General features: G+C 36.6%; 14 protein-coding genes and 1 tRNA gene. 9 read left to right on the forward strand and 6 right to left on the reverse strand.

The features are described from left to right. Positions 1–48 precede the first annotated feature (48 nt). The 3 genes from PVV59_RS01955 to PVV59_RS01965 form a co-directional block, all read right to left on the reverse strand. Positions 49–125: transfer RNA gene (locus PVV59_RS01955), tRNA-Pro, on the reverse strand. A gap of 657 nt (positions 126–782) precedes the next feature. Continuing rightward, entirely contained in the window at positions 783–1,472 is a 690-nt protein-coding gene (gene hdaA / locus PVV59_RS01960; RefSeq protein WP_273754225.1) for a DnaA regulatory inactivator HdaA, read from the reverse strand. Continuing rightward, the gene (locus PVV59_RS01965) at positions 1,469–2,680 is read right to left on the reverse strand and encodes an AI-2E family transporter (RefSeq protein WP_273754226.1); all 1,212 of its coding nucleotides are present in this window, start codon (positions 2,678–2,680) and stop codon (positions 1,469–1,471) included. The genes hdaA and PVV59_RS01965 overlap by 4 nt, the downstream gene beginning before the upstream one ends. A gap of 159 nt (positions 2,681–2,839) precedes the next feature. Between PVV59_RS01965 and purM the strand changes: the two genes are divergently transcribed. Both purM and purN read left to right on the forward strand, forming a co-directional pair. Beyond that, positions 2,840–3,919: a phosphoribosylformylglycinamidine cyclo-ligase gene (gene purM / locus PVV59_RS01970; RefSeq protein WP_273754227.1), complete on the forward strand. Its 1,080-nt coding sequence runs from the start codon at positions 2,840–2,842 to the stop codon at positions 3,917–3,919. Then, a complete protein-coding gene (gene purN, locus PVV59_RS01975; protein WP_273754228.1) occupies positions 3,916–4,527 on the forward strand; it encodes a phosphoribosylglycinamide formyltransferase in 612 nt (203 codons plus the stop codon). Before purM ends, purN begins: the two co-directional genes overlap by 4 nt. 275 nt (positions 4,528–4,802) lie before the next feature. Here the strand turns inward: purN and PVV59_RS01980 are convergent, their stop codons facing one another. After that, positions 4,803–7,340, reverse strand: coding sequence for a response regulator (locus PVV59_RS01980; protein ID WP_273754230.1), 2,538 nt, complete (start codon positions 7,338–7,340; stop codon positions 4,803–4,805). Between the two features lie 213 nt (positions 7,341–7,553). Between PVV59_RS01980 and PVV59_RS01985 the strand changes: the two genes are divergently transcribed. Beyond that, the gene (locus PVV59_RS01985) at positions 7,554–8,030 is read left to right on the forward strand and encodes a flagellar biosynthetic protein FliO (protein ID WP_273754231.1); all 477 of its coding nucleotides are present in this window, start codon (positions 7,554–7,556) and stop codon (positions 8,028–8,030) included. Positions 8,031–8,090: 60 nt separating this feature from the next. Here the strand turns inward: PVV59_RS01985 and dksA are convergent, their stop codons facing one another. Both dksA and PVV59_RS01995 read right to left on the reverse strand, forming a co-directional pair. Continuing rightward, positions 8,091–8,507: an RNA polymerase-binding protein DksA gene (dksA, locus tag PVV59_RS01990; RefSeq protein WP_273754232.1), complete on the reverse strand. Its 417-nt coding sequence runs from the start codon at positions 8,505–8,507 to the stop codon at positions 8,091–8,093. A gap of 315 nt (positions 8,508–8,822) precedes the next feature. Then, positions 8,823–9,356: a flavin reductase gene (locus PVV59_RS01995; RefSeq protein WP_273754233.1), complete on the reverse strand. Its 534-nt coding sequence runs from the start codon at positions 9,354–9,356 to the stop codon at positions 8,823–8,825. A 143-nt stretch (positions 9,357–9,499) separates the two neighbouring features. Between PVV59_RS01995 and rpe the strand changes: the two genes are divergently transcribed. The 6 genes from rpe (at position 9,500) to purQ (ending at position 14,084) form a co-directional block, all read left to right on the forward strand. Beyond that, positions 9,500–10,174 carry a ribulose-phosphate 3-epimerase gene (gene rpe / locus PVV59_RS02000; protein WP_273754234.1) on the forward strand — a complete coding sequence of 225 codons (675 nt, stop codon included), beginning with the start codon at positions 9,500–9,502 and terminating at the stop codon, positions 10,172–10,174. Between the two features lie 10 nt (positions 10,175–10,184). After that, complete coding sequence (gene purB / locus PVV59_RS02005; RefSeq protein ID WP_273754235.1) at positions 10,185–11,528, forward strand: adenylosuccinate lyase; 1,344 nt, start codon at positions 10,185–10,187, stop codon at positions 11,526–11,528. Positions 11,529–11,564: 36 nt separating this feature from the next. Further along, positions 11,565–12,113: an alpha/beta hydrolase gene (locus PVV59_RS02010; RefSeq protein WP_273754236.1), complete on the forward strand. Its 549-nt coding sequence runs from the start codon at positions 11,565–11,567 to the stop codon at positions 12,111–12,113. Between the two features lie 195 nt (positions 12,114–12,308). Continuing rightward, positions 12,309–13,073: a phosphoribosylaminoimidazolesuccinocarboxamide synthase gene (gene purC, locus PVV59_RS02015; protein ID WP_273754237.1), complete on the forward strand. Its 765-nt coding sequence runs from the start codon at positions 12,309–12,311 to the stop codon at positions 13,071–13,073. An 88-nt stretch (positions 13,074–13,161) separates the two neighbouring features. Further along, on the forward strand, positions 13,162–13,401 hold the full coding sequence (purS, locus tag PVV59_RS02020) for a phosphoribosylformylglycinamidine synthase subunit PurS (protein ID WP_273754238.1): 240 nt from the start codon (positions 13,162–13,164) through the stop codon (positions 13,399–13,401). An 11-nt stretch (positions 13,402–13,412) separates the two neighbouring features. After that, complete coding sequence (purQ, locus tag PVV59_RS02025) at positions 13,413–14,084, forward strand: phosphoribosylformylglycinamidine synthase subunit PurQ (RefSeq protein ID WP_273754239.1); 672 nt, start codon at positions 13,413–13,415, stop codon at positions 14,082–14,084. The last annotated feature ends 279 nt before the right edge of the window (positions 14,085–14,363 follow it).

The raw sequence follows: 14,363 nt of genomic DNA on the forward strand, positions 1-14,363 counted from the left end.
TTCACCACACGTACCCAATTGGTTCATCCTCATACACCTCATCAAATATGGTCGGAGCGATAGGATTCGAACCTACGACCCCCTGATCCCAAATCAGGTGCGCTACCAGACTGCGCTACGCTCCGCTATCTAACATCTATTTGATGCACATTTCCTAAAATTTTCACAATAGAAGTGCAAGAGAAAAAACGTACTTTTTTTCAATTTTGTTGCATTTCTTTACAAAGAAGAATGTTTTTAAATTTTTTTCTCCTCAATAACACATTTATTCGCAAAAATAGAATCCGTACAAAAATCTAACCGATGTAAAAAATAATGCACCTCTTATAAGGGTTTCATAATTTTATTCTGCTTTAAGGAAACTATCCACTGTATCAGAACACATTCTACAGATAGAGTTTAAAAAACGACTTAGATATTACAAAAAAATTTCCTAAAGAAAATATAATATTTCCACTGTACTTACTATAAAATCCATCTCTATTAAGCATTTTTCTCCCTTTTCTATTCTTCCAAAGATGAAAAAACTCTCGCTTTTCCTATAATTCAAGTCCATAAACAATAAACATTTTTTCAAATGCAAAAATATATAGCTTGTAAAAGTGATGAAAAAAATACTCATCCAATAAAATCTCAAAGCCATTTCTTGCACGCATGAAAAAGTAAAAATAATATCCTTTACTTTTAACAGATATTAAAAGCAGAAAACTTAAATGACGTGTCCTTCCTTATATTCAAACAATAATAAAAGGAAGAACATGTAAAGCCATGATAAGAAGTATTTACGTTTTTTTTCTATTCAAAACTTCGGCAATCACAGCACGCGTTATTTTTCTTTTTCTTTGTAACGCCAATTGATCAACAGAATCAATAACATGTTTCAATGAAAATAAAGAACGTTCACAACGGCTGATAAGATAATAAACTGTATCTGGATGTACAATAAGCTGTCTATCGGAAAAAAGCTTAAAGGCAACAGCTGTTAACAATGCATCATCAGGCTGATTAATTTCAACTAACATCACCGAATTAAGACGACTTTTTAGATCATTTAACTTTAGATTCCAAGTAGAAGGGAGTGTTCGTGCCGTCATCAATAAAGTAGCTTGTCGCGCATCAACATTTGTTTGCTTAACACTGTTAATTAAATGAAAAAGTTCTGTTTCACTAATTTCACCAGAATCAATATCCTCTATTAAAAATGATCTACCTAAAGAAGCCATAGCAACAGCTTGATCAATTTTATTATGCTGAATCCTAAATGCATTTGCTTTTTGCAGCCATATACTCGAAAAGTGCGTTTTTCCAGCTCCTTCTTTTCCAACCAAAACGGCAATAGGTAAGCGCCAATTGGGCCAATGATCAATAAGCTGAAAAGCCATACGATTGCTATCCGTCACGACTAAATCATCAAATTGAAAAATCGGTTCATAAGGAAAATTTAAAGATAATTGCGTTTCTCGCCCATTCATTTTAGCGGCTCCGACTTTCCACTTCGCGAATACATCTGAGAACTAAGATAAGTATGTAGGGCAAAACGAACTAAAACACCCACAGCCGCCGCTGCAGGAACAGCAACAAGCATACCAGTAAAACCAAAGAGTGAAGAAAAAGCAAAAAGCGAAAACATCAACCACACGGGATGTAATCCCACTGATGAACCAACAAGTTTTGGTTGAAGAATATAACCTTCAATAAACTGACCAATTAAAAAAAGTACCATCACAATAATGATTCCCCCCCAATTATTGGGATAAAACTGGACCCATGCAATCCCAACAGAAAGGAGAAAACCACTCATTGTTCCGATATAAGGAATAAAGCTAATAAGGCCAATAAACATACCAACCAAAAGACCAAAATTGAGCCCTGCAATCGTTAAACCAATAGCATAATAGCCCCCCAATATGAGGCAAACGGTTCCTTGTCCACGAACAAAGCCTGCTATAGCTCTGTCCATTTCATGAAAAATACTTCGAACGGTTTCAAGATGATCACGTGGTATTAACGAATCAATTGCTGTCACCATACGTGGCCAATCTAATAACATATAAAATGTTACCACAGGTGCCACAACAAATAGACTAACGATATTAACGATAGACTTTCCTGATTTCAAAAGTGAATTCAAAAGAGATGTAATAAAATCAGAACCTTCTCCTAAAAGCCCTTTAATATTACTCCGTAATTCATTTGGATCACTTCCAAAATAGTGCCTTATCCAATCAAAATCATGTTCAACAAAAAAGGTTTGAATACGATTAATATAAACAGGTAAGCCATCACTCACAAATTGCTGTATTTGCGAACTAATAATAGGAATCAGAATAACTAAAGCAGCAACAAAGATAATAACAATAAATAAGGTAATGAGGACAGTACCAAAAACACGACGAATACCAAACTTTTCAAGCAATTGAACAATGGGATTAAGAAAATAAGCCAACACAATTCCTGCTACAAAAGGAAGCAAAATTGATCCAAAAACGAACATAAAAAGAATAAAAAAAATCAGCGCTCCCAGCCAAAAAAAGATTTGTCTTTTCATATTATTCGGCAAAGGTAATTGCGTATATGCAGGCACATAAGTCTTATAACGGTTACGGGATGTGTTCTCACTCCCTTTCTTTTTCATAAGTTCCCACGAAGACTGTCCATGATTATCTGATATCTTGCTCATAAAATATCCTAAAAAAAATTCTTCACAAAAATTATAAACATCTTCAAAATAAGGTACAAGTAAAGTTGCTTATTTTCTTTCCAATATCTCTTGCAGAGAAAATTCTATCATGGCATTGAATAATATTAAAACCTGATTTTCCACTAAAGGAAGGCTCCAATGAGCAATCAAGATCTTACAAATAATAATCTTACCTACGCAAAAGCCGGTGTAAACATCGATATGGGTAATGCTATGGTAGAAAAAATTAAACCCTTTATACGTGCGACAAAACGAGCCGGAGCAGATGCAGAAATTGGTGGTTTTGGTGGCCTTTTTGATTTAAAAGCAGCCGGGTTTGCAGATCCTATCTTAGTCGCAGCCAATGATGGAGTGGGAACAAAACTAAAAATTGCCATTGAAGGTGGACACCATAATACTGTTGGTATTGATCTGGTCGCTATGTGTGTCAATGATTTACTTGTACAAGGGGCGGAACCTCTTTTTTTTCTGGATTATTTTGCAACTGGAAAACTTGATCCTGAACAAGGTGCGGCAATTGTTTCTGGCATTGCAGAAGGATGTAAACAAGCCGGTGCTGCTCTTATTGGGGGAGAAACCGCAGAAATGCCAGGCATGTATGCAGAAGGTGATTATGATCTAGCAGGTTTTGCTGTAGGCGCATGTGAACGCAGCATGCTGCTCCCTTCAAAAGACTTGACAGAAGGCGATATTATCCTAGGTCTAAGCGCCTCTGGAATTCATTCCAACGGCTTTTCACTTGTTCGACGAATCATTCAACAAAGTCATCTCAAATGGAATGACCCTGCCCCTTTTGCCCCCCAAAACAGCCTTGGTACAGCACTCCTGACACCAACACGCATTTACGTGAAATCGCTTCTTCCCATCATGCGAGAATACAAAGGAATTAAAGCTCTAGCGCATATTACGGGTGGAGGCTTTCCTGAAAATATTCCACGTGTCATTCCCTCTTCTCTTTGCGCTGAAATTAATCTTTCTAATATCAATGTTCCCTCCGTATTTTCATGGATTGCCAAACAAGGTAAAATAGAAGAAACAGAAATGTTACGAACATTCAATTGTGGTATTGGCATGATCATTATTGTAGCACAGCATACCGTTGAAACAATTACGCAAGCTCTTGAAAAAAATGGAGAGACTGTGACACCTCTTGGCACTTTAACAAAACGCGAAGATCAAAATAAGGGAATACTTTATAAAGGGGTACTGCATTTATGAAAAAACAAATCGTCGTTTTCATATCTGGTAATGGGTCCAATATGGTCGCCCTTGCCCAAGCAAGCCAACAAAAGGGATATCCTGCTGAAATCGTCGCAGTTATTTGCGATAATCCACGCGCAAATGGTATTGAAAAAGCACAAAATCATAACTTACCTATTCATATTATTGATCGTAAAATCTACAACACAAAAGAAGAGCATGAAGAAGGTATTTTCACGATTTTAGATCAATATAAACCGGATTTTCTCTGCTTTGCGGGGTATATGCGCCTTATCTCATCGCGTTTTGTAAAACTTTATGAGGGACGAATTTTAAATATTCATCCTTCTCTTTTACCTTCATTTAAAGGCTTAAACACACATGAAAGAGTTTTACAAGCAGGCGTAAAAATTACAGGTTGCACTATTCATCTTGTTACAGAAGACATGGATGCTGGAAAAATCCTTGCCCAAGCAGCTGTTCCGGTCTATCCTGATGATACCTCTGAGTGCTTAGCGCAAAGAGTTCTTAAAGCAGAGCATAAACTCTATCCAGAAGCCTTAAAAGCATTTATTGAAGGAAAGAGTGGTATAGCTGATACGCAACAACAACTCTTATCCTTTTAAGGATATTAGCGATCTATAACATTTTTTAACGTTGTAAATAGAGTTTATCTTTAGATCTATAATAAAAAACTTTAAAGTTTACCAGGTGAAGTCTATTTCTTCATAAATTCTTGCGTAGAATGTGCAATCTTCTTTGAGTTTTATTTAAATTTCCAAATCGTTCTTCTTGATTTCGTTTTCTGGACATTACCATGCGCTCTCTATTGATCAAAATACTCTCTATTTTTCTTAAAAAATCTTAAAACATCAATTTTTTTATTGCATCTATTTTTGTGTCATGATGAAAGTGTTTCTTTAACTGTTAGAGCTAACTGTTTGAGTGTAAAAGGTTTAGATAAAAAACCAAAAACAGCATCTTTGGGAAGATTCTTAGCAAAAGCATCTTTTGCATATCCAGAAACGAAAAGAAACTTGATATCAGGATAGTTTTTACGGACTTCCTTCAATAAAGTGGGCCCATCCATTTCTGGCATCACCACATCGGAAACAATAATATCAACAATGCCTTTTTTTTCCTCAAGAATAGAAAGGGCTTCCACCCCACTTGCCGCCTCTAAAACTGTATATCCTCTCATTTGAAGAGCTCTTACCCCCCCCATTCTGACCGCATCCTCATCTTCAACCAATAAAACAGTCGCAGATCCTGTTAAGTCTATATCTTTCTCTTCCTCTTTTTCAATATTTTGAGAAATTTCTCCTTTTATATCTGGGATATAACGGGGTAGAAAAATATGAAATGTTGCTCCTTCTCCCTCTTTACTTTCACAATAAATATACCCACCACTCTGCTTGATTATTCCATAAACCATGGATAAACCAAGGCCTGTTCCTTTTCCAACTTCTTTGGTTGTAAAAAAAGGCTCAAACATTTTTTCTTGTATAGCAGCAGATATCCCAGTTCCTGTATCTGAAATAGTCAATTGCACATATTCACCAATTGCTAAACCAAAATGATTAAATTCAGCACTTTGTTGTTTTGTAACATTGTTTGTAGCAATCGTAACAATACCTCCATCAAACATGGCATCACGCGCATTAATAATCAAATTCATAATCACACGCTGGAAAGATGCCTGATCGACTTCAACGCTCCACAAATCTCTTCCATGGATAATTTTTAGCTGAATATTATTCCCTAAAAGTGGTAAAATCAGATTGCGAATATCTGATAAAAACTCTGTAAAATCAACTTCTTCAGGTCTAAGTGTTTGCTTTCTAGAAAAAGCGAGTAATTGTTGGACAAGAGCAGCTGCACGATTAGCATTATTTTTAATATTGATCAGATCAGCATGAGCAGGATCAGAGCTACGATGCGTATTTAAAAGAAGATCACATGACATTAAAATTGCTGTCAAAACATTATTAAAATCATGAGCAATGCCGCCTGCCAATTGTCCAACAGCTTGCATCTTCTGACTTTGCATCATTTTATCTTCAAGTGTTTTTTGTTCTGTTGTTTCAATGACAGAGATAATAACTAAATCTTGTAGAGTATCACCATGATAGGGTGGTATAGACATCACATGGAGGCGTAAATGGCGTTCTTCATTCTTTTCTAGAACCGTTTCCAAAGAAACAAAATAATTTTTATTGGTCGCAATTTTTTGAAAGGCACGCTCTAACTGTATACAATCACGACGAGAAATAATATCATAAAAATTGATAGTCTTATCCATAGATTCCGTAAGTGATGAAAAAGCATTATTCATGTGAATCAATTGCCCCTCCTGATTTACCACAGCTATTGCAAAAGGACTCGCATCAAAATATTCTTCTAATATGCTAGGTAATTTTGATTGATCATCCTCTTCTTTTTTTATTTGTTGTGGAATAATCACAATACGATAAACGGCTTCCTCCTCTAAGAGAGAAGAAGCAGAAATAAAACAATGAAATATTTTCTCTCCTATCGTCTGTGAATTTAAACATAATGAAAATCTATAAGGTAAAGAGTAACCTGAGTTTTGATATCTGTTGGTTTGTAAACAAATATCACTCCATGAACTCTTAGCGCCAACGCTCTCAAATAATGGATCAAAATGATATTGACCAACCGAAAAATTTGCTAAATCAATAGAGAACCATTCAGCAAAAACCGCATTGGCATAAAGAAGTGTACCTTGTGTATTAATGGATATAAAACCAACAGGAGCTTGATCTAAGTGATTAATCGCCTCTTGAAGGTTAGAGAAAAAAACTTCTCGGGTTTGTTGTAAATGCGAAATATCGCTAATGCGCCAAAATAAAAGCTTTTTTTTCTGTTTTGTAATAGGTTGAACAGAGATGTTATACCAAACAGATTTTTTTTGTGTAGAATCGGTAAAAATTGGTTGCTCTACTCTTAACTCTTCTTGTGCTGAAAGATTATTACAGGCTGCAACTTTTAGGCGATAGGAAAGTGCACCAGCTCCTGGAAGATCAGCAATAACCCTATAACAAGACCCTTCAGGCTTATAGGTTAGAATTTTTTGATAGTTTTGATTAGAATAATAAACAAAACCAGAAAGATCAGAGATTACAACTGCATCATCGCCCTTATTAAAGATGTTAAAATCAAAATCCTCATGCTGCCACGATGCGTGGTACCTTAAAATTCCCATTCCACTTAAAATGAGTGTTGCAACACCGATCGTTGCTAGAATCAAAAAAGATGCTACCACAGCCTTTTGCAAATAACTTTGTGGATAAAAAAAGTCTAAAATGCCCACAGTGAAAAGGAAAACGAAGATAAAAATAATACCTAAAATCACAACTCTCCGACGCACAGAAAACGAAGACGCTGATCTTTCATTATTCTCAAAATCTTTATCCATCTCTCTTTGCCTTAGATTTAACTGTTTCTTATATCAAGAAACTTCCTTTATATTCATTGTTATAAAATATATACTATGATATCATCTTTCTAAGGAAGCTCACTTAATGTTAAAAAGTTTATTTCTTGTCTTTAAGTGGATCTTTTAAGGGTGTGTTTATAAATTTATCTCAATAAAAAACGGTAGTTTACATACCATAATGGGAGAAAATCTATGGTTATCTGGTTATCAGACCAAATAGGTGTATCTGCTGCAAACATAACGATAAGTTTTTTGTTTTTTATAATAACAATCATAGCTCTTATGGTAATTATATTGTTTTTACGCCGTTTAAATATGAGAAGGTTCAACACTAATAGAAAAAAAAGTCTATCACGGTTAGCATTATGTGAATCAATTTCTATAGATCGAACACGCCGCCTTGTTTTAGTCCGTTGTGATAATAAAGAACATTTACTCCTTATTGGTGGATTAACAGATATGGTTGTAGAATCCGATATTACCAGCACATCCAGAACAGAAAAGAGAGAAATCCCCCCCCATCCTATTCCCTCTCTTACAGAAGGAAACGATACGCCAGATAAAGTCTCCTCTTCTTTTACGAATCAAGCAGTAAAAGATTCAGCCATCACAGCCGAAATTGAAGGGAGGCAAGAGCCATCTTTGTTTATTCCCACCACTCCAAAATAAAATATACAATTTGATTACTCACGTAACTTCATTCGTTTATCGTTCTCATGATTTTAATCATCAATCATCACGATAAACTTTTTCACGTCGTTCGTGACGCTCTTGTGCTTCCAGTGACAAAACGGCAATCGGCCGAGCCTCAAGACGCTTTATACTAATAGGCTCGCCTGTTTCTTCACAAAAACCATATGTCCCATTATCAATTCGCTCCAAGGCAGCATCTATTTTTGCAATAAGTTTCCTTTGACGATCACGAGCACGTAATTCAATTGTACGATCAGTTTCACAAGATGCCCGATCAGTTAAATCTGGTTGACCAACATTCTCTTCTTGCAAATTTTCCAAAGTCTCACGCGCTTCTTTTAAGATATCATTTTTCCAAGAAACCAATTTAGCTCGAAAATACGCCTTCTGACGTTCATTCATAAAAGGCTCATCTTCACTAGGGCGATATTGACCATCAATCTCTTCGCTCATGCAATAAAAAAAACCTCCACATCTGCTCTGTGGGGTCTATATATTGTGCAATACTCCTCAACACAAGAGTAAAATGTTTTTTCATAACAATCTACAAATATGTTCAAATGCTCTTATTTTATCTTGATTATTTTTTTGTCTAAGTTTGGACTTTTGATCAAAGATCATCCCAAAATCATCTTTCTCATTTATTGAGAAACCTCAAAAGAAGAAAAATTAAAGTTCAGAACCATCCCCCCTCCTCCTTCTTCAGTGCACTAAATTTAAATGGAATACCAATGAATCATTTCATCCATGCAAAAAAAATAAAAATCTTTATAAAGGCAAAGTGTGATATCCACGCTTCAAATACATCAAAGCATCTTTTTCTTGACTACGATTGATTGCAACAACTTCACCAATCAATACACAATGGGTTGCATGTTCATGCCAACAAATTAAACGACAGTCAAAAGATGCTAAAGCATCTGAAAGACTAGGTGCCCCTGTTTGCAAAGTTCTCCATTGAGCCATATCAAAACGCTCATTTTGTGTAACATTGCAACGCCTCGAAAAAATATCTGCTAATGGACGATGTTTTCCTGCCAAGCTATTAACACAAAAAATTCCATTCTCCATAAACACATGATTCTTCATATTATGGCGCATGAGACAAACAAGAAGAGTTGGAGGATCATCTGATAAAGAGCAACACGCTGAAACAGTCACCCCACGCTTTCCTTTAATGCCATCTGTTGTCACAATATGCACAGCGCCTGCAAAATGGCTCATAGCATCTCGATATTCTTGCGAAGAAACGGTAATATTATCTTGAAGTTCAGGCTTCAAACATGTTTTATGATTCGACATATCTTTCACTTATCAAACTTTAAAATTTCAAGCGATCTTTGTATAAAAAAATCTATAATACGTATTTTTCTTTTTCGTCATAACACAAAAGATATTTGTGTATACACAGCGACATGATAAAACAGCCAATCAAGGAGATTTTTATGCCCCATTCTCATCTCATTTCACCTTCGCTCTTGGCGTCTGATTTTTCTAAACTTGGGCAAGAAATATTAGATGTTGTTGATGCTGGTGCAGATTGGCTCCATCTCGATATTATGGATGGACACTTTGTTCCTAATATCACCTTTGGCCCTGAAATCGTCAAGGCTCTGCGTCCATTAACTAAAGCAATATTTGATGTCCACTTGATGATTAAACCGGTTGATCCTTATTTGGAAGCTTTTGCAAAAGCGGGTGCAGATATTATAACCATTCATGCTGAAGCAAGTCCCCATATTCATCGTTCACTCCAAACAATCAAAGCAATGGGTAAAAAAGCAGGAGTTGCACTCAATCCAAGCACTCCTGAACATGTCCTTGAATATTTGCTTGATCAATTAGATCTCATCCTCATCATGACAGTCAATCCCGGCTTTGGTGGACAAAATTTTATTCCAGAAATAAAAGATAAAATTAAGCGCGTTAAAAGTATGATTGCAAACCGCCCTATTGATCTTGAAGTTGATGGTGGTATCACCGTTGATACAATTGGAATAACTGCAAAAGCTGGTGCAAATGTATTTGTCGCAGGCTCTGCAATTTATAAAAACGGAAACAAAGAGCTTTACAAAACACGCATGAGTGCATTACGCCAAGCCGCACTTCTCTCACAATAAGGAAAAAATAATGATCGCACGTTATTCCCGCCCTGAAATGGTAGCAATTTGGTCCCCCGAAACGAAATATCGTATTTGGTTTGAAATTGAAGCCCATGCCTGTGATGCTCTTGCTCAACTGGGAGTTATTCCGAAAGAAGCCGCTAAAGTCATTTGGGAAAAAGGAGCGTCCGCTGAATTTGATGTCAATCGTATTGATGAAATTGAAGCCATTACCAAACATGATGTTATTGCTTTTTTAACCCACCTTGCTGAATTCATTGGACCCGAAGCACGTTTTATCCACCAAGGCATGACATCATCTGATGTTCTTGATACAACGCTGAGCATTCAATTGATGCGTGCGAGTGATATTTTGCTCAAGGATATAGACCAACTTCTTGAAGCCTTAAAAAGACGTGCTTTTGAACATAAAGAAACCATTACTATTGGGCGAAGTCATGGCATTCATGCTGAACCAACAACATTTGGAGTCAAATTCGCTCTCGCATACGCTGAATTTTTCCGTTGTCGCAAACGCCTTCTTGCAGCACGCGAAGAAATTTCTACTTGTGCGATTTCAGGCGCTGTAGGAACTTTTGCTAATATCGATCCACGCGTTGAAGAATACGTTGCAAAAGCCTTGAGAATGCGTGCTGAACCCGTTTCCACCCAAGTTATACCACGGGATCGTCATGCGATGTTTTTTGCAACACTTGGTGTTATTGCGTCCTCTATTGAAAGGTTAGCAATAGAAATACGTCATTTACAGCGAACAGAAGTTCTCGAAGCAGAGGAACATTTCTCACCAGGGCAAAAAGGCTCATCAGCAATGCCACATAAACGCAATCCAGTTTTAACAGAAAATTTAACGGGATTAGCCCGTATGGTCAGAGCATTTGCACTCCCTGCTATGGAAAATGTAGCACTTTGGCATGAACGCGATATTTCTCATTCATCTGTTGAGCGTTACATTGGCCCTGATGCAACGATTACACTTGATTTTGCTCTTTCTCGCCTCACATCCGTCATTGAAAATTTAATTGTCTATCCAGAAAATATGCAAAAAAATCTCAATAAATTCCGAGGTCTTGTTCACTCACAACGAGTACTTTTAGCACTCACACAAGCAGGAATCAGCCGCGAAGATTCGTATCGGATTGTACAACGAAATGCGATGAAGGTTTGGGAACAAGGAAAAGATTTTTTAGAAGAACTGCTCAACGACAAAGATGTTAGCAAAGCTTTAAGTGAGGCAGAGCTTCGAGAAAAATTTGATCTTTCTTACCACACCAAACATATCAACACGATTTTTAAACGTGTTTTTGAACAGCAGGAGAACAACATGGAAAGCCCAAATCTATTCCCTCTATGATCAAAAAAACTATTGTAACAAAGAAAATAATAATTCATGAAAGCAAATCAACTCGATATTCTTATTATTCCTGGCTACAAAGGATCTGGTCCTGATCATTGGCAAACACGTTGGGAAAAAAAACTGTCGACAGCCCGCCGTATAGAACAAGCCCATTGGTCAAAACCTGTTTGTGACGAGTGGGTTAATGAAGTTAAAACCGCCATTGCACAAGCTCAAAGGCCCGTTATGATTATTGCTCATTCATTAGGCGTTCCTACCGCACTTCAAGCAACTGTACAAAATGCAGAAAAAATTTGTGGCGCTTTCTTTGTGGCGCCTCCCGATGTCGCTAATGAAAAAATACGTCCCAAACATTTAATGACATTTGGCCCTTATCATCGTCAAAAGTTACCTTTTCCTTCTATTATCATAGCAAGCCGCAACGATGAATTTTGTCAATTTTCAGTAGCAGAAAAAATCGCCCATGACTGGGGTTCACTCCTTGTTGATGCTGGCTATTCTGGCCATATTAACGCCGAATCTGGACACGGACCTTGGCCAGAAGGGCTTATGGTTCTTTCTCAATTTCTTGCAAAAATCTGATCCAAAACTTGCAGAAATTTGATCTCAAAAAAGGTATCCTTTTTCTCATTGCTCTGTATCTCTCTCTTTGAGTCGATATACTATGACAAAAATTATAAAAATATCATAGCAATATCATTGAGAATTTCGATCAATTAGGATACTATCACTTAACTAATGTTATTAAAAACCTCTCAAGATAAATAGAGAATTATAATGAATCGTCGCCACCGTATTTATGAAGGCAAGGCTAAAATTTTATATGAAGGGCCTGAACCAGGGACTTATATTCAGTTTTTTAAAGATGACGCCACGGCCTTTAATGCAAAAAAACATGAAATTATTGACGGAAAAGGGGTTTTAAACAACCGAATTTCGGAACATATCTTTAGCCATCTTGGACGTTTGGGAATCCCAACACATTTCATCAAACGCATAAATATGCGCGAACAGCTTATTAAAGCGGTGGAAATTATTCCATTGGAAGTTGTTGTTCGCAATGTCGCGGCTGGCTCTCTTGCAAAACGTTTAGGACTAGAAGAAGGGACCCCACTTCCGCAGTCTATCATTGAGTTCTACTATAAAAATGATTCTCTCGATGATCCAATGGTGACAGAAGAACATATCACTGCTTTTGGGTGGGCTGTCCCACAAGAGCTAGAAGATATCATGCAACTTTCAATTCGTATTAATGATTTTCTTTCTGGGCTTTTTGCCGGTGTCAATATCCAGTTAATTGATTTTAAAATGGAGTTTGGCCGCCTGTGGCAAGATGAAACAATGCGCATTGTTCTTGCTGATGAAATTTCACCTGATTCTGCACGACTATGGGATATGCAAACACGAGAAAAGATGGATAAAGACCGTTTTCGTCGTGATATGGGAGGACTTATTAATGCCTATCAAGAGGTTGCCAAACGCCTTGGTATTATGAATGAAAATGAACCAACACGGCCAAGTGGTCCTGTCTTGGTAAAATAAGAAAACGAATCAAGATAAAATAATTACTCCCTTCTATCAATACACCTCTCTTCAAAGAAAAGGTTCTTTTAAAAACAGGAAACAAAAAATGAAAGCACGCATTACAGTTACTTTAAAAGAAAGCGTCCTTGATCCACAAGGAGAAGCAATCGTCGGTGCTTTAAAAAGTTTAGCTTTCGAAGGTATTCACTCCATTCGTCAAGGAAAAGTTTTTGATATTGTTCTTGATGATCAGCCCTCTGAAATAGCAAAGAAAAAACTTGAGAAGACGTGTGAAGAATTACTCGCAAATACTGTCATTGAAAATTATACTATCGAACTTCTTTAAGTAGAACACCCATGAAAACTGCCATCATTCAACTTCCTGGATTAAATCGCGACCGAGATATGATTGCAGCATTGCATCATATAACAGGAGTTGAGCCGTTAAAAATTTGGCAAACAGAAACAACAATTCCAGATGTAGATGTTATTATTATTCCAGGTGGTTTTTCTTATGGCGACTATTTGCGATGTGGGGCTATTGGAGCGCGAACCCCCGTCTTAAAAGCTCTTCGTGAAAAAGCACAAAAAGGGATTACGATAATAGGTGTTTGTAATGGATTTCAAATTTTGTTGGAAGCTGGATTATTACCGGGAACTTTAATGCGTAACGCTTCCTTAAAGTTTGTTTGTCGTAAAGTCAAACTTGAAGTCGTTAACGCCAAGACAAAGTTTTCTCGATATTATTTTAAAGGACAAATTATTCGTTGTCCTGTTGCCCACCACGATGGAAATTACTTTGCTGATAGCGAAACATTAAAACAGATGGAAGATAATGAACAAATTGTTTTTCGCTATACAGAAAATACAAATCCTAACGGTTCGATAAAGGACATTGCTGGTATCGTCAATAAGGCTGGTAATATTCTTGGTATGATGCCTCATCCTGAAAACTTTATTGAACCTGCTCATGGAGGGATTGACGGTCGTTTACTTTTTCAAAGTGCTTTAGAATTAGTCAATAGGTGATGCTAAAAAATCCTTGTGCTCGATAACTTAAAAAAACAAACGTCTATATCCTTTCTCGTGTTGTAAACTTATAAACAGAAATTCTATACAAATAACAATGGATATTATTCTCTCAAAACATAATTATTTAAGATTGTTTTTGGTTTTGAAACCCATCCAACCTAACGAACGAGATCTTCAGCTTATAGATGAATATTTTTTATTAAACCACATAGTTTTCCATAATCTAAGCTGCTAGATTAAAAAAATTAAAATGCTAAATTTCGATTAATTTGACGG

The sequence above is a fragment of the Bartonella sp. MM73XJBT.G genome (assembly GCF_028618435.1).
Lineage (GTDB): Bacteria > Pseudomonadota > Alphaproteobacteria > Rhizobiales > Rhizobiaceae > Bartonella.